The sequence below is a fragment of the Actinomadura luteofluorescens genome (assembly GCF_013409365.1).
GTDB classification, from domain to species: Bacteria; Actinomycetota; Actinomycetes; order Streptosporangiales; family Streptosporangiaceae; genus Spirillospora; species Spirillospora luteofluorescens.
Window position 1 is genome coordinate 7485852 of record NZ_JACCBA010000001.1, and the last position, 14019, is coordinate 7499870.

The following is a 14019-nucleotide window of genomic DNA, read 5'->3' on the forward strand; positions in this document are numbered from 1 at the left end:
GCCGGGCCGGGGTCCGCCCCGGCCGGCCCGGGAACGGTCCCGGGAGGGGTCGCCGCCGTCTTCTCCGCACCGGCGTCCCGTTCGGGGCCGGTGGCGCGCGTTTCGGACACTCCCACTTCTTCCGTGTTCTCCCCCGCCGCCTCGGTTTCGGACGCTGTGCTCACGCCCCCTACCGTACGTGGCTCAGCCGCCCCCGCCGCCCGGACGGTCCGGCAGCGAAGCGACACCGGCCGGCGGAAGCCCCGCCGTGGTGCACATCACCTCGCACCAGGCCAGCACGTGAGCGGTGAGATCGACGCCGGTCGGGGACCACGAGGCGCGCAGCTCCAGCTCCGTGGTGGACGGCTCGTCGCGCTTGTCGCCGAAGCTCTCCGACACCGCGCGGGTGATCGTCCCCGACACCCCGGCGTAGCCGGCGGGCTCCAGGGCCTCCAGCAGCCAGTCCCACGCGACGGAGCCGATCAGCTCGTCGGCGGCGATGTCGGGCTCCAGGTCGGCGCGGATGTAGGCGACGACGCGGAAGCCGTTCGTCCATCCGGAGCGGCCGTCGGGGTCGTACAGGACGATGAGGCGGCCCATGGCGACCTCGGTGTCGTCGTCGCGGTAGACGCTCCCGGACATGGCCGCCGCGTACGGCGCCAGGCTCTGCGGGGCGGGCATGTCCTCCAGGTCGAGCTCCGGCCGGAGGGCGGGCCCGTCGAGGATCTCGCGCAGCGTGTCGACGGCCCGCTGGAAGGCAGGTGGGTTCATGGGTGGACCGGCCTGATCGCGGGGGAGTGACGGGTCGCCGGGCACCGGCTCGGGCCGGTGGCGGTGGGACGTGGCGGTGCCGCAGGTAGCGGCGGGTGGACGTGGAGGGGAGGCAGGCACGGCACAGGTTTCGTCTCGGGGGCCGGGCCGGTCAGGCCACGGCCCGCGCGGTGGCGGCGCGGGCGCGTGAGCGACCGCGCGCCGGGGCGGTCTCGCGGGCCCGGCGGAGGGCCGGGGCGGTGACGGCGGGTGGCAGGCCGACCAGGACGGCCGAACCGCAGTCGACGCAGGCCCGCTCGGGGCACTCCTCGCCGTGGCCGTCCTCGCACGGCGGCTGCTCGAACACCCGTTCATCACCGCAGGTGAAGCAGTACAAGGGGGAACCTCCCTCGGCTATGACACGCATCACGTTCGCACGCGCCGGTGACAGAATGCGGGACTTCGCTCGGCGTGTCCGGAAGTTCGTTGCGCCTCACGCGCCACTCCGGTGCTCTCCCGTCGGCTTTTCGTGGGACCATCACAACGTGACCGCTGACGCAGCCCGTTCGAACGACCACTCTGCGCGGACGCCTGACGACGGCGGCCTCGCCGAGAGCCCCTTCCTGCTCGCCTGCCGGCGGCGGCCGGTGCCGCACACGCCGGTGTGGTTCATGCGCCAGGCGGGGCGCTCGCTGCCGGAGTACCTGCGGATCCGCGAGGGCGTGCCGATGCTGGACTCGTGCGCCCGCCCCGACATGATCGTCGAGATCACGATGCAGCCGGTGCGCCGGTACGCCGTGGACGCCGCGATCTTCTACAGCGACATCATGGTGCCGCTCCGGGCGGTCGGCGTCGACCTCGACATCAAGCCCGGCGTCGGCCCGGTCATCGCCGATCCCATCCGCGACGCCGCGGGCATGGACGTCCTGCGCCCCCTCACGCCCGACGACGTCCCGTACGTGACCGAGGCCGTGGAGGGCCTGGTCGGCGAGCTGGGCTCCACGCCGCTCATCGGGTTCGCGGGGGGCCCGTTCACGCTCGCCTCGTACCTGATCGAGGGCGGCCCGTCCAAGAACCAAGAGCGCACGAAGGCCATGATGTACGGCGAGCCGGAGCTGTGGGCCCGGCTCATGGAGCGCCTGGCCGACCTCACGATCGCGTTCCTGAAGGTGCAGATCGCGGCCGGGGCGAGCGCCGTGCAGGTCTTCGACTCGTGGGTGGGCGCGGTCGCCGCGCAGGACTACCGCGAGTCCGTCCTGCCGCACGCCCGCCGCATCTTCGAGGAGATCGAGCCGCTCGGCGTCCCGCGCATCCACTTCGGCGTCGGGACGGGCGAGCTGCTCGGCCTGATGGGCGAGGCGGGAGCGGACGTCGTCGGCGTCGACTGGCGGGTGCCGCTGGACGAGGCCGTCAGCCGCGTCGAGCCGGGCAAGGCCCTGCAGGGCAACCTCGACCCGGCGGTCCTCTTCGCCCCGTGGGAGGTCGTGGAGCGCCGCGCCCGCGACGTGCTGGCCCGCGGCCGCACCGCCGAGGGGCACATCTTCAACCTCGGCCACGGCGTCCTGCCCTCCATGGACCCGGACGTCCTGGCCCGCCTCGCCGACCTCGTCCACGAGGCGAGCGCCGAAGACGCGCACTAGCGCGGTGACCACGAACATCCACCGGGCCAGGTGACACGCCGGAAGATCTCGACCGACCCCGGCCCGGACGCCTGGCCGGGATCGTGCGGGAAACGATCGTGCCGGTAGGATCTCCCTGATCATGGGGAGCGGGATTGTTCGGGATCTTCAAGCGGCGACGCGGGGACGAGCTGGCGGAGATCGAAGCCGAGATCACCGCGTTCGGTGAGGAGCTCGCGCGGTTGCCGCTCGACCTGGGCGAACATGGCGCCGACCTCGACCTGATGGCCGACTACGGTCGCGCCCTGGACGCGTACGAGCAGGCCAAGCTGGACATCCTGGGCGACCGTGACCGCGGGGACGCCGCCGATGTCCTGCGGAGCCTCGACCGGGGACGCCGCGCGCTCGCCCGCGCCGAAGCCGCCCTGTCGGGACGGCCCCTCTGCTTCTTCGACCCCCGCCACGGTCCGTCCGTGGACTGCGTCGCATGGGCCCCGCCGGGCGGCGCCGCGCGCGACGTCCACGTGTGCGCCGCGGACGCGATCCGCCTTACCGAGGGACTGCCGCCGATCGCGACGGGCGTCCGGCCGGAGACCCGCCCCGAGCGTCCGAGGGACACCGGTGACACGCGTCGGCCACGCGAGCCGAAGCAGGCGCCCCGGCCTCCCCGTCCGGCGGGGCGACCTGGGCCGTTCAAAGTGGCGCCCCCGAATCTGGGCAAGAAACACCACGTCAAAGGGCGAGGCGACGGCGAAGCGCTGCTGCACCGCCCCGCCTGGGACATTCCGTCGTTGGTCATCGTCCGTCTCCACGGAAGTGGGCGGATCGAACACGTCCAGCAGGGGAGGGCCGTGCGGCTGGCTAAAGAGCCGGGGCCGTTCCGGATTGTGCAGCCGCTCTCCCTGCGCACCGACTGGCCCGTCCAACTGCGCATCACGTGCACCGGCACATGGTCGGCATGGTTGCAGGCCGGTGACACCGTTCCGGTCATCGACCGCACCCTCGCCTCGCGAGGTCCGTTCATCTGCCGCTACGTCGGCGGAGCGGCGCGAATCCAGATGCAGCACAGGGAAGGGGGCAGGTACTCCGTCACCGAACTGACCCCGGAGTTCCACCAGGGCTCTCACGTCCTGTCCGGCAAGGGGATCTCGTCCGCCGAAGGTGAGGTGGCGGGCTCGGTCTTCCTCCACGTGGAGGCGAAGGGCGAATGGGTCATGAGAGTGACCTGAGCTAGGCGGGCGGAGGCGGTCCCTGCGGCGGCGCCTGCGAGGGTCCCTCGCCCGCGCCGACGGCAGCCTTCGCGCTCTGCGGCTCCCTCTCCGGCTCCCTCTCCGGCTCCGGCGCCGGGTCGGCCGCGGAGCGGGCGCGCCGCCGACGGCGCAGCGCGAGCGCCGGCAGCCCGACCACGGCGGCCGCGACGAGGAACGGCAGCAGCCAGCCCAGCACGGCGGCGACGCCGCCGACGAAAGCGGTGAAGGCGTGCCAGCCGTTCTCCAGCCCGCCGACGAATCCACCGCGGGGCTCGTCCTTCTCCGCCGGCGCGGCCCTGCTCACGAGCGTCACGGTCACGGTCGCGAACTGCGTGCGGTGCGCGAGCGACTTCTGGCGCGCCTGGAGCGCCTCCAGGTCGGCCTCCCGCTCGGAGATCTCCTGCTCGATGCTCATGATCTCGCCGACGGAGTTCGCCCGGCCGAGCAGCTTGCGGAACGACTCCAGCGTGGCCTTCGCGGACCGCACCCGCGCGTCGACGTCGGCCACCTCGCCCGTGACGTCCTCGGCCTGCTGGCTGAGCGACAGCTTGGTGCCGAGTTCGGTGCCGAGCCGGCCCAGCACCTCGGCGTACCGGTCGCCGGGGATCTTGAGCGCGATCTCGGAGCGGGCCGGGTCGCTCGACGTCGACTCCCGCTCGACGTAGCCGCCCGCCGCGGCGACCAGCTGCTTGGCCTTGGCGGCGGCGGCCTCCACGTCCCCGGCCCGCACCCGCAGGTCGGCGGTGTGGACGACCTCCCGCCCGGTGGGCAGGGGCGCCGCCGTCCGCTTCGCGCCCGCGCTCTGCGGGATGCCCTCGGCGCGGCGGGCGCCGCCGGGGAGGGCGGGGGCCGTGGCCACGCCCCGGGGGCCGGAGTCCGACGCCCCGGAGGAGTGGTCGCCGCTCCCGCACGCGGCCATGCCCGCGGCCAGCGGCAGGACGACCAAGGCACAGGTGATGCTCCTGACGATCCGCATGGGGCTTGGACGGGGTGCGGCGGATCACCGTTCCCCGGGACCGGTCGCGATCCGGGCACGAAGCGGGTACGCGGCGGTCACAGGCCGTCGTTGGTCACGGGCCGTCGGTCAGGACGACCGGACCGCCGATGTTCACGGACCCGAGCGTCCACAGGGCGCCGGTGCCGGGGACGACGGCGAGCGCGGTCGCGTAGATGTTGCTCCGGTTGGGCACGGCGGTGGTCGGGACGCGCTCCCAGGTCCCGCCGGAGTAGCGGAGCAGGCCGGGCTTGGCCGGCTCGTCGAGCGAATGCCCGAGCGCCCACAGCGTCCCGTCCCCGCCCTCGACGATCCTGGTGAGCGCGTTGAGGCCGGGCGGCGGGGCGACGCCCGTCCAGGCCGTGCCGTCCCAGTGCATCAGGACGGGTGAGGCCGGGGACGTGCGGTAGCTGATGCCGGTGGCCCACGCGTCCGTGGGGGAGAGGGCGATCACGTCGGTGAAGCCGGTCCCGGGTACGGGCTCGTGCACGGGGACGCTCTGCCAGGAGTGCCCGTCCCAGTGGTGCGCGACGAGCGTCTGGTCGGTGCGGGAGACCGTGCCGAGGAACCAGATGTCGTCGTCCGCCCGGATGTAGGACGCGTACTGCTGCATGTCCGGGATCGCGGTGATGTGCGTCCAGGTGTCGCCGGTCCGGCGGTAGACATCCCTTTCGGTGCCGACCCAGACGCCGTCGGCCCTCGCCTGGAGGTTCGCGGCGCGGGCGCCGGACGGCAGCGCCACCTGCTCGAACCGCGAGCCCGTGAAACGCGCCGCGTAGGGGGCCGTCGTCGCCGGGTCGCCCGGGCCGTACTTCGGGCCGGTGATCCACACGTCCTCCGGCCCGGCCGCGTCGACGTCGGTGATGGTGCCGCGGCTGGACAGGTTCTGCAGGTCGTACTCGACCCAGCGCGCGTCCTTCCAGCGCCGGACGACGGGGTTTCCGGGGATGCTCTGCCCGGTCCCCGGGATCGGGCCGGGCACCACCAGTTCGCCCTGGTTCCCGGCGATCCAGACGCTGTCGGGTGAGGCGGCGGCGACGTCGTAGAGGCTGTTGTTCGGCCAGAAGAACGGCAGCGGGACCGGCGCGAACCCGCCGCGGGACCCGGCCGAAGCGGGGGACGCGAGCCCGCCGGCCGCGAGCGCTCCGGCCGTGAGGGCGGCCGTGACGAGGAGGGAGGTCTTCCGAGGCATCATGTTTGCCAGTATTCACTGGCGAGGTATTGGGGATCTTGTCATCTCCGCGACAAAAACCGGGCGCCGGGCGCGGCGCCGACCCGCCCCGGTGCGCGGTCCGCCGGGGCGTCTGGAAGGCTGGAGGCATGACCACGTCCCATGCCGTTGTCGTCGGGGGCGGCATCGCGGGCCTCGCCGCCGCGCGCCTGCTCGCCCGCGAGGGCGTCCGGGTGACGGTCCTGGAGGGCTCCCCCCGGATCGGCGGAAAGCTGCGGGTCAGCGAGATCGCCGGTGTGCCGGTGGACGAGGGCGCCGAGTCGATGCTCGCCCGCCGCCCCGAGGGCCTGGACCTGGTGCGCGACCTCGGCCGCTCCGGCGACCTGGTGAACCCCGGCACCACGTCCTCGGGCATCCTCAGCCGCGGCGAGCTGCGGCCCATCCCGTCCGGCCAGGTCATGGGCGTCCCGTCCGACCTGAAGGCGCTCGCCGCCTCGCACGTGCTGTCGCCGGCCGGGCTCGCACGCGTCCCGCTCGACCTCGTGCTGCCGGAGACGCCGCGCGGCGGGGACGTCTCCGTCGCCGACTACGTCGGCGCCCGCCTCGGCGGCGAGGTCGTCGACCGGCTCGTGGAGCCGCTGCTCGGCGGCGTGTACGCGGGACGGGCCGAGCGGCTGTCCTTCGAGTCCACGCTGCCCGCCGTCGCCGCCGCCGCGCGCTCCCACCGGTCGCTGATCCACGCCGTCCAGGGCATCAGGAACGCCGCGCCGAAGGACCCCGGCCCGGTGTTCGCCACGCTGCCGGACGGGCTCGGCACGCTCCCGCACCTGCTCGCCGCCGACATCGCCGAGGCCGGCGGGACGGTCAGGACGGGCGCGACGGTCCGCGAGCTGCGCCGCCGCGAGAACGGCTGGCGGCTCACCGTCGGCCCGGCCCGCGGCCCCGAGCACCTCGACGCCGACGCGGTGGTGGTCGCGGTCCCGGCGGCCCCGGCGTCCCGGCTGCTGGAGCCGGACGTCCCCGCCGCCGCCCGGGAGCTGGGCGGCATCGAGTACGCCAGCATGGCGATCATCACGCTCGCCTACCGGGCCACCGCGTTCCCGCGGCTCCCTGAGGGCAGCGGCTACCTCGTCCCGAACGTCGAGTGCGACACCGCGCGCGGCGGCCGGGGGGTCAAGGCCGTCACGTTCAGCTCCCTGAAGTGGCCGCACCTGCGCGACCGCGAGCCGGGCGTCATCGCGGTGCGCTGCTCCATCGGGCGGTACGGCGAGGAGCATCTGCTCCAGCGGACCGACGAGGAGCTCACCGCGACCGCCATGGCCGAGCTCGCCGCGACGTGCGGCGTCACCGAGCTGCCCGCCGAGAGCCGGGTGACCCGGTGGGGCGGCGGCCTCCCGCAGTACAACGTGGGCCACGCCGACCGCGTGGCCAAGGTCCGGGCCGCGGTCGCCGGAGCGCCGGGGCTGGCCGTCGCGGGCGCCGCCTACGACGGCCTCGGCATCCCCGCGTGCATCGCCTCCGCGCGTGCCGCGGCGCTCCGCGTCCTGGACCATTTGCGCAGTCGAGAAGGAGTTGGACCATGACGGAGCAGCCGGGCAAGCCCAAGGCGCGCGAACTCAACAACGTCATCCGCTACACCATGTGGTCGGTGTTCCGGGTCGCGAACCCGGGGACCGTGGGCGAGCGGGACGCGGCGGAGGTGCAGGACCTCCTCGACCAGGCCGCCCAGAAGGACGTCACCACGCGCGGCGCCTACGACGTCGCGGGCCTGCGGGCGGACGCCGACTACATGTTCTGGTGGCACGCCCCCACGTCCGACGACCTGCAGGAGGTCTACACCCGGTTCCGGCGGACGGCGCTGGGCCGCGCGAGCGAGCCGGTGTGGTCGCAGATGGCGCTGCACCGCCCGGCGGAGTTCAACAAGAGCCACATCCCCGCGTTCCTCGCCGACGAGGAGCCCCGCGCCTACGTGTGCGTGTACCCGTTCGTCCGCTCCTACGAGTGGTACCTGCTGCCGGACGAGGAGCGCCGCGCGATGCTCTCCGAGCACGGCATGATGGCGCGCGACTACCCCGACGTCCGGGCCAACACGGTGTCGGCGTTCGCGCTCGGCGACTACGAGTGGATGCTGGCGTTCGAGGCCGACGAGCTGCACCGCATCGTCGACCTGATGCGGCACCTGCGGGGCGCGAAGGCCCGCCTGCACACCCGCGAGGAAGTGCCGTTCTACACAGGTCGCCGCAAGCCGGTCGCCGAACTGGTCGCCGGCCTGGCCTAGTCCGCGCATCACTCCGATTCGCGCGTGGGGCGGGGGCGGCCGGCAGTAAAGTGCCGTCCGTGACCAAGTCTCCCGCCCGGCACGCCCGCGGACGGCACGCCCGGCCGCCGTCCGAGTTCTCGGCCCGCCTGCACGCCCTGATCGCGTCCCTGCGGGGCTCCCGGCGACGCCGGCTGGGCCTCGCCGGAGCGGTGACGGCGACGGCCGCGGCGCTCGCGGCCGTCGCCGTCCTGGCGCTGCCCGGCGGCTCGGGCCCCGCCCCCCGCGCCGCCGTCGCCGCCCGAACGGCCGCCGCCCCGTCCCCGAACGAGCGCGTCGGCGCCGCCGGCGACCCCGACGAGATCACCGACGCGGTGCCGTACTTCGAGACGAAGGACCCGGGCAAGAAGGTCGTCAAGCACGTCACCGACGTCCGCCGCAGCGGCAGTTTCGTCCGCGTCTACACCGACCTCGGGGAGTCCGACGAGAACTCCGAGCCGGCCATCGACCTGTGCAAGTGGACGACCCAGTTCCTCGAGGACGGCGGCGACGACGAGCCCCGCGTCTTCGTGCACGGCAAGAGCGACGACAACGGCAGCGTCGTCCTCGCCAACAAGCAGAGCGACAAGGACGACTGCGAGGTCCCCGAGACCCGCTAGTAGTTGCCCGAGCCGTCGTTGTTGTCCCAGATGTTGTAGGCGTAGCCCGAGTACTGCGTGTCGGACAGGCGACTCTGCGAGGTGTTCCGGTTGACCCCGTTCAGAGCCCAGTCGTAGGGCAGGTCGAGCGGCTTGGGGTTGTCCATCTCCATGACGTGGCGGAGCTTGGCGTCCTCGACGGCGGCCGTGCCCAGCGCGGCGAGCCTGGTGACCGCGTCCGGTGCCGCGCCCTTCAACACGCCGAGCCCGGACGGTGTGCCGGACCCGGCGTCCGCGCGGAGCCTGCGCCGGGCCGCCTTCCCCTTGCGCGTAGGCCGGAGCCGGCCGCGGAACCCCCGGCGCAGGAGGCCCCTCTCGACCAGACCGCCCGCGACGGCGGCCACCTCGTCGGATTCGGCGACCGCGTCGAGGACGTAGCCGAGCTGGAAGCCGGTGTCGGGGACCTCGTCGAGAAGCGCGGCCTGGACCGCGTCCTCCGCCTCACGCTCGACGACGGTCACGCGCCGCGTGCCTCGCGACACCCGCACGCGGCGCTTCTCGTAGAGGGCGAGCAGCGCGACCCGCGCGGCCCGTGTGGGTCCGCCGCAGAGTAACGCGGTCTCGTAGGGGGTGAACTCGTCCACGGCGACTCCCCGGGGGCTGACGGCCACTGCTGCGATCGTCGATGTGACTGCGATCGTCGATGTGACGCGTCAGGGCCCGGGGAGGTTGCGTCATTCGGCCGGTTCGAGGGTGAGGGAGATCGAGTTGATGCAGTAGCGGTCGTCGGTCGGGGTGTCGTAGCCCTCGCCGTGGAAGACGTGCCCCAGGTGCGAGTCGCACACCGCGCAGCGGACCTCGGTGCGGACCATGCCGAGGGAGGGGTCCTCGATCAGCGTGACCGCGTCGGAGTCGGACGGCGCGAAGAACGACGGCCATCCGCAGTGGCTCTCGAACTTTGTCTCCGACCGGAACAGCTCCGTCCCGCACGCGCGGCACCGGTAGACCCCGACGGTCTTGGTGTCGGTGTACTCGCCGGTGAAGGGCTTCTCGGTGCCCGCCTCCCGCAGCACGTGGTACTCCTCAGGGCTGAGCCGGGACCGCCACTCGTCCTCGCTTTTGCGGATCTTCTCCATGGTTCGACCGTACCCGGCGGCGCCGCGCGGGAAGACTGTCGTGCCCGTGGGTTAACGTGCGGTTATGGCCTCGCCCTTCATCGAGATCCCGGTCGGGGATCGGCTCGTCAAGGTGACCAATCCCGACAAGGTCTACTTCCCCGAGCACGGCTACACCAAGCGGCAGCTCGTGGAGTACTACCTGGCCGTGGGGGAGGGGATCCTGCGCGCCACCCGCGACCGCCCGACGACGCTGGAACGCTGGCCCGCCGGGGTCTTCGAGGGCGCCAGGATGGCCACCCGCGAGGACTACGCGCGCGGCCAGGCGGGCATGGGCGCCGGCAAGTCCGACGCGTTCTACCAGAAGCGCATCCCGAAGGGCGCGCCCGACTGGGTGCGGACGGCCCGGATCGCCTTCCCCAGCGGGCGTTCCGCCGACGAGGTCTGCCCGACCGAGGTCGCCGTGATCGCCTGGGCGGCCAACCTCGGGACGCTGACCTTCCATCCGTGGCCCGTCCGCAAGGGCGACGTCGACCATCCCGACGAGCTGCGCATCGATCTCGACCCGCAGCCCGGCACCGACTTCTCCGACGCCGTCCGGGTGGCGCTCGGCCCGGCCCGCGACCTGCTGGCGGAGCTGGGGTACACCGGGTACGTCAAGACGTCCGGCAAGGGCGGCGTGCACATCTACGTCCGCATCGAGCCGCGCTGGACGTTCACCGAGGTCCGCCGCGCCGCCCTCGCCTTCGGCCGCGAGGTGGAGCGCCGCGCCCCCGCCGAGGTCACCACGAAGTGGTGGAAGGAGGAGCGGGGCGAGCAGGTGTTCATCGACTTCAACCAGAACGCCAGGGACCGCACGATCGCTTCGGCCTACAGCGTCCGGCCGGCCCCGCACGCCCCGGTGTCGGCGCCCGTGACCTGGGACGAGCTGCCCGACGTCGACCCGCACGACTTCACGATCGCCACGATGCCGGCCCGCTTCGCCGAGGTGGGCGACCTGCACGCCGCGATCGACGACGCGTCCTTCTCCCTCGAGGCCCTCCTCGACATGGCCGACCGCGACGAGAAGGACCACGGCCTCGGCGACATGCCGTACCCGCCGAACTACCCGAAGATGCCGGGGGAGCCCAAGCGCGTCCAGCCCAGCAAGGACACCGGCAACCCCTAGGTGTACTGCGCTCGCCTGGCGGCTCGCTGCGTGACCGGGCCTGGGCGAACGCGGCATCGCTTCGCGATCTGCCCGGTGCCGCTCGCCTCCGGCTTCGCGGCACCGGCCAGGTCACGCGTTCGCGCGCGTGGCCGAGGCCGCTTCGGGACGGGGCCCTCGGGAATTTCCGCCGCACGGCCTCTCTTGCAACCGGTGGCATGAGGTCGAGACGAAGAGGCGAGCGATGTCCACATTGACCATCCGGTATCTCGGAGGACCGAGCGCGATCCTGGAGATCGGAGGCGTGCGGCTCGTCGTCGACCCCACGTTCGACCCGCCCGGCGACTACCCGATGGGGTCGCGGAAGCTGACCAAGACCGCCGAGCCGGTGCTCGGCCCTGACGACGTCGGCCCGGTCGACGCGGTTCTGCTGTCCCACGACCAACACCCCGACAACCTGGACGCGGGCGGCCGCGCCTACCTGGCCGGGGTGCCGCTGACGCTGACGACGGAGGCCGCCGCCGGACGCCTCGGCGGCACCGCCCGTGCGCTGCCCAACTGGGAGCACGCCGAGCTGCCCCGCCCGGACGGCGGGACGCTGCGCGTCACCGGTGTCCCCGCCCAGCACGGTCCGGACGGCACCGAGCACCTGACGGGCCCGGTCACCGGCTTCGTCCTCTCCGGCGAGGGCCTGTCCACGGTCTATGTGAGCGGCGACAACGCGTCCCTCGACGTGGTCCGGGCCGTCGCCGGGCGGTTCGCCCCGTTCGACGTCGCCGTGCTCTTCGCCGGCGGTGCCCAGACCCCGCTCGCCGGCGACGCCTACCTCACCCTGACCAGCGAGGGCGCGGCCGAGGCCGCCGGCATCCTGGGCGCCGCCCAGATCGTCCCGCTGCACTTCGAGGGCTGGGCGCATTTCTCCCAGGGCCGCGGCACCCTGGCCCCGGCCTTCGAGAAGGCCGGGCTGACCGATCGCCTCCGCCTTCTCGGGGTCGGCGAGAGCATCGCGTTGTGACATGAGTGAGGCCCGCCGCCTGGGGGCGGCGGGCCTCACGGCCGGGTCGGCGTGTCAGGGGATCAGTAGAGCCTGCGCTCCTGGACGGGCAGGCTGACCTCGGACGGGCCCCGCCAGGTGGTCGCGCTGGGCGGCGGGGCGACCAGCGTGTTCACGTCCTCCCCGGCCGCCACGACCGGGACGGAGACGGAGCTGCCGCGCAGGTCGACCGTGACCTGGGCGCCGGTGGGCGTGTCGAAGTTGTAGTCGGCGTCCGTTCCGGCGAGGACGAGCGCCAGCCGGTGCCCCTTCTTCAGCAGGTACTCCTGGCTGAGCGTCTGCCAGGAGACGGTGTAGTAGCGGCCGGACTTCAGCGGCTCGGGCCTGCTCAGCGACCGGTGGTTCTGGGCGTCGAGCCACCCCCGGGCGACGACGTTGACCGGCGAGGTGACCGTCGTGACCTCGGTCCGCTTGTAGCAGGCGTCGTCGGCGGGCGTGCTCTCACCGTGGCAGTCCTCGGTGTTCAGGGTCCGGATGCCGGAGCCCGCGCCGAGGTAGTTCACGCGGGTGTCCTCGCCGTAGTCGACGAGCAGCGCGGTGAGGTTCGCCGTGGGTCCGTCCAGCTTGATCCTCAGCCGGGCGTCCGGGGTGCCGGACAGGCGGCCGGTCTTCGGCAGCGGCGCCGACACGAACGCCGTCCGGTAGGGCCGCGCCGCCGTGGGATCGGCGACCATCTCCTCCTCCGGGTAGCCCGCGCCCTGGGGGCCGGCGGCGTCGGTGAAGGACGCGGTCGCGCCCGCCGCGGCCGGCTTCAGGCCGAGGGAGCCGTCCGCGCCGGGGCGCAGGACGACGCCGCGCGCGTCCCGGGACGGCCAGTCCCGCTGGGTGATCCACTGGTCCGGCCCGACCTCGATGTCGGCGCGCGGCTCGCTCATGATGCCGTTGGGCACCTTCTGCAGTTCGTGGTCGAACCACCGGTGCAGGGTCGCCACCCACGCGTCCCGCCGGGTGTCGAAGGGGTCGACGTGGCCGCGCTGGCTCAGCCAGACCTTGCGCTGGACGCCGCGCCGCGCGAGGGCGCTCCACCACTTGGCGAAGTGGTCGTCCTTCACGTTCAGGTCGTTGACGCCGTGGGCGGCGAAGATGCTCGCGCGGACCCGGGAGGCGCGCGCGATCGTCCCGTCCCGGTAGTCGGCGGTCTTCCAGTAGGCGTTGTAGTTGCCGGTCGCGTCGTCCTCGCCCTCGTCCAGATCCGCGTTGACGGCCGCGCACTTGGCGGGCGGGTCGGTGTCGACGTAGTCGGCGAGCCACGGCTGCTCGTCGTCGGTGTACTTCACGCCGTTCATCCGGCTGTAGTCGTACCAGCTGCTGATCGCCGAGATGGGGACGATCGTCTCCAGCCCCTCGACGCCGGTGGCCGCCACCCCGTTGGCGAGCGTCCCGTCGTAGGACTTGCCGATCATGCCGGTGCGGCCGGTCGTCCAGGTCGCCTTCGCCGGGCTGCCGTCCGGCCGGTAGGCCCGGGCGCGCCCGTTGAGCCAGTCGATCACGGCCTTGCCGCCGAGGACGTCGGTCGGGCCGCCGCTGACCGGGCAGCCGTCGGAGCGGGTCGTCCCGACCATGTCCACGGCGAGGAACGCGTACCCGCGCGGCACGAAGTAGTTGTCGTAGTAGAGCGGGAACTTCACCGGGTTCCCGTTCGCGTCGTAGGTCTTGCGCTCGCTCTCGTTGCCGCGCCCCGCGTTGTCGTAGTAGGGGCTCTCATCCATGATCACCGGCACCCGCAGACCGTGCTCGGTCTCCTTCGGCCGGATGATGTCCACGTTGACGCGGTCCTTCTTGCCGTCCCGGTCGCTGTCCACGCCGGACTCGACGTAGACGTGCTCGCGGATCGCGTCCTTGTAGGAGAAGACGGGCTGGGTGACCCCGCCTTTCACCACGATCTTCGGGGACGTCCCGGCCAGCGCCGTCGCGCCGCCGCCCGCGCCGGCGAGCGCCGCGCCGGTCAGCACGGCCACCGCCATGGTCCGCCGGGTTCGTCTCAGGGATCGCCTGGCCAACCCGCACCTCCGAGTATGCAAATGATCTCCGACTGGGCACAGGCT

14 protein-coding genes are annotated in these 14019 nt (G+C 73.2%); 7 read left to right on the top strand and 7 right to left on the bottom strand.

The features are described 5' to 3' along the window. Positions 1-183: 183 nt before the first annotated feature. Together BJY14_RS34765 and BJY14_RS34770 are read right to left on the bottom strand one after the other, a co-directional pair. Positions 184-750 (bottom strand): DUF3000 domain-containing protein, encoded by a 567-nt coding sequence (locus BJY14_RS34765; protein ID WP_179847470.1) that lies wholly within the window; start codon positions 748-750, stop codon positions 184-186. 151 nt (positions 751-901) lie between these two features. Continuing rightward, positions 902-1126 carry a hypothetical protein gene (locus tag BJY14_RS34770; RefSeq protein ID WP_179847471.1) on the bottom strand — a complete coding sequence of 75 codons (225 nt, stop codon included), beginning with the start codon at positions 1124-1126 and terminating at the stop codon, positions 902-904. Between the two features lie 226 nt (positions 1127-1352). Here BJY14_RS34770 and hemE point away from each other — a divergent pair, with 226 nt between their 5' ends. Both hemE and BJY14_RS34780 read left to right on the top strand, forming a co-directional pair. Then, positions 1353-2369: a uroporphyrinogen decarboxylase gene (hemE, locus tag BJY14_RS34775; protein WP_281382423.1), complete on the top strand. Its 1017-nt coding sequence runs from the start codon at positions 1353-1355 to the stop codon at positions 2367-2369. Between the two features lie 134 nt (positions 2370-2503). Next, on the top strand, positions 2504-3577 hold the full coding sequence (locus BJY14_RS34780) for a hypothetical protein (RefSeq protein ID WP_179847473.1): 1074 nt from the start codon (positions 2504-2506) through the stop codon (positions 3575-3577). Position 3578: 1 nt separating this feature from the next. Here BJY14_RS34780 and BJY14_RS34785 read toward each other — a convergent pair whose 3' ends face one another. Continuing rightward, positions 3579-4574 carry a DUF4349 domain-containing protein gene (locus BJY14_RS34785; RefSeq protein WP_179847474.1) on the bottom strand — a complete coding sequence of 332 codons (996 nt, stop codon included), beginning with the start codon at positions 4572-4574 and terminating at the stop codon, positions 3579-3581. A 94-nt stretch (positions 4575-4668) separates the two neighbouring features. Then, positions 4669-5787: a hypothetical protein gene (locus BJY14_RS34790; RefSeq protein ID WP_179847475.1), complete on the bottom strand. Its 1119-nt coding sequence runs from the start codon at positions 5785-5787 to the stop codon at positions 4669-4671. Between the two features lie 125 nt (positions 5788-5912). On the opposite strand from BJY14_RS34790, the gene hemG reads away from it, so the two are divergent. The 3 genes from hemG to BJY14_RS34805 are packed head-to-tail and all read left to right on the top strand — an operon-like array spanning position 5913 to position 8679. Continuing rightward, entirely contained in the window at positions 5913-7346 is a 1434-nt protein-coding gene (gene hemG / locus BJY14_RS34795) for a protoporphyrinogen oxidase (RefSeq protein ID WP_179847476.1), read from the top strand. Beyond that, the gene (hemQ, locus tag BJY14_RS34800) at positions 7343-8041 is read left to right on the top strand and encodes a hydrogen peroxide-dependent heme synthase (RefSeq protein WP_179847477.1); all 699 of its coding nucleotides are present in this window, start codon (positions 7343-7345) and stop codon (positions 8039-8041) included. Before hemG ends, hemQ begins: the two co-directional genes overlap by 4 nt. A gap of 59 nt (positions 8042-8100) precedes the next feature. Further along, on the top strand, positions 8101-8679 hold the full coding sequence (locus BJY14_RS34805) for a hypothetical protein (RefSeq protein WP_179847478.1): 579 nt from the start codon (positions 8101-8103) through the stop codon (positions 8677-8679). On the opposite strand, the gene BJY14_RS34810 is transcribed toward BJY14_RS34805, so the two are convergent. Continuing rightward, positions 8676-9356 (bottom strand): TIGR04222 domain-containing membrane protein, encoded by a 681-nt coding sequence (locus tag BJY14_RS34810; RefSeq protein ID WP_312879807.1) that lies wholly within the window; start codon positions 9354-9356, stop codon positions 8676-8678. The two genes, BJY14_RS34805 and BJY14_RS34810, sit on opposite strands and share 4 nt — an antisense overlap. Before the next feature lie 36 nt (positions 9357-9392). Beyond that, positions 9393-9794 carry a peptide-methionine (R)-S-oxide reductase MsrB gene (gene msrB, locus BJY14_RS34815; protein ID WP_179847480.1) on the bottom strand — a complete coding sequence of 134 codons (402 nt, stop codon included), beginning with the start codon at positions 9792-9794 and terminating at the stop codon, positions 9393-9395. 64 nt (positions 9795-9858) lie between these two features. Between msrB and BJY14_RS34820 the strand changes: the two genes are divergently transcribed. Beyond that, positions 9859-10941: a DNA polymerase domain-containing protein gene (locus tag BJY14_RS34820; RefSeq protein ID WP_179847481.1), complete on the top strand. Its 1083-nt coding sequence runs from the start codon at positions 9859-9861 to the stop codon at positions 10939-10941. Positions 10942-11164: 223 nt separating this feature from the next. Next, entirely contained in the window at positions 11165-11935 is a 771-nt protein-coding gene (locus BJY14_RS34825; protein ID WP_179847482.1) for an MBL fold metallo-hydrolase, read from the top strand. Between the two features lie 62 nt (positions 11936-11997). Here the strand turns inward: BJY14_RS34825 and BJY14_RS34830 are convergent, their stop codons facing one another. Then, complete coding sequence (locus BJY14_RS34830; RefSeq protein ID WP_179847483.1) at positions 11998-13938, bottom strand: Xaa-Pro dipeptidyl-peptidase; 1941 nt, start codon at positions 13936-13938, stop codon at positions 11998-12000. Positions 13939-14019 lie beyond the last annotated feature (81 nt).

Excerpts from the sequence above, each read along its gene's own strand:
- BJY14_RS34765 (WP_179847470.1), bottom strand. The coding sequence starts at position 750 with ATGAACCCACCTGCCTTCCAGCGGGCCGTCGACACGCTGCGCGAGATC.
- BJY14_RS34785 (WP_179847474.1), bottom strand. The coding sequence starts at position 4,574 with ATGCGGATCGTCAGGAGCATCACCTGTGCCTTGGTCGTCCTGCCGCTG.
- BJY14_RS34790 (WP_179847475.1), bottom strand. The coding sequence starts at position 5,787 with ATGATGCCTCGGAAGACCTCCCTCCTCGTCACGGCCGCCCTCACGGCC.
- hemG (WP_179847476.1), top strand. The coding sequence starts at position 5,913 with ATGACCACGTCCCATGCCGTTGTCGTCGGGGGCGGCATCGCGGGCCTC.
- hemQ (WP_179847477.1), top strand. The coding sequence starts at position 7,343 with ATGACGGAGCAGCCGGGCAAGCCCAAGGCGCGCGAACTCAACAACGTC.
- msrB (WP_179847480.1), bottom strand. The coding sequence starts at position 9,794 with ATGGAGAAGATCCGCAAAAGCGAGGACGAGTGGCGGTCCCGGCTCAGC.
- BJY14_RS34820 (WP_179847481.1), top strand. The coding sequence starts at position 9,859 with ATGGCCTCGCCCTTCATCGAGATCCCGGTCGGGGATCGGCTCGTCAAG.
- BJY14_RS34825 (WP_179847482.1), top strand. The coding sequence starts at position 11,165 with ATGTCCACATTGACCATCCGGTATCTCGGAGGACCGAGCGCGATCCTG.
- BJY14_RS34830 (WP_179847483.1), bottom strand. The coding sequence starts at position 13,938 with ATGGCGGTGGCCGTGCTGACCGGCGCGGCGCTCGCCGGCGCGGGCGGC.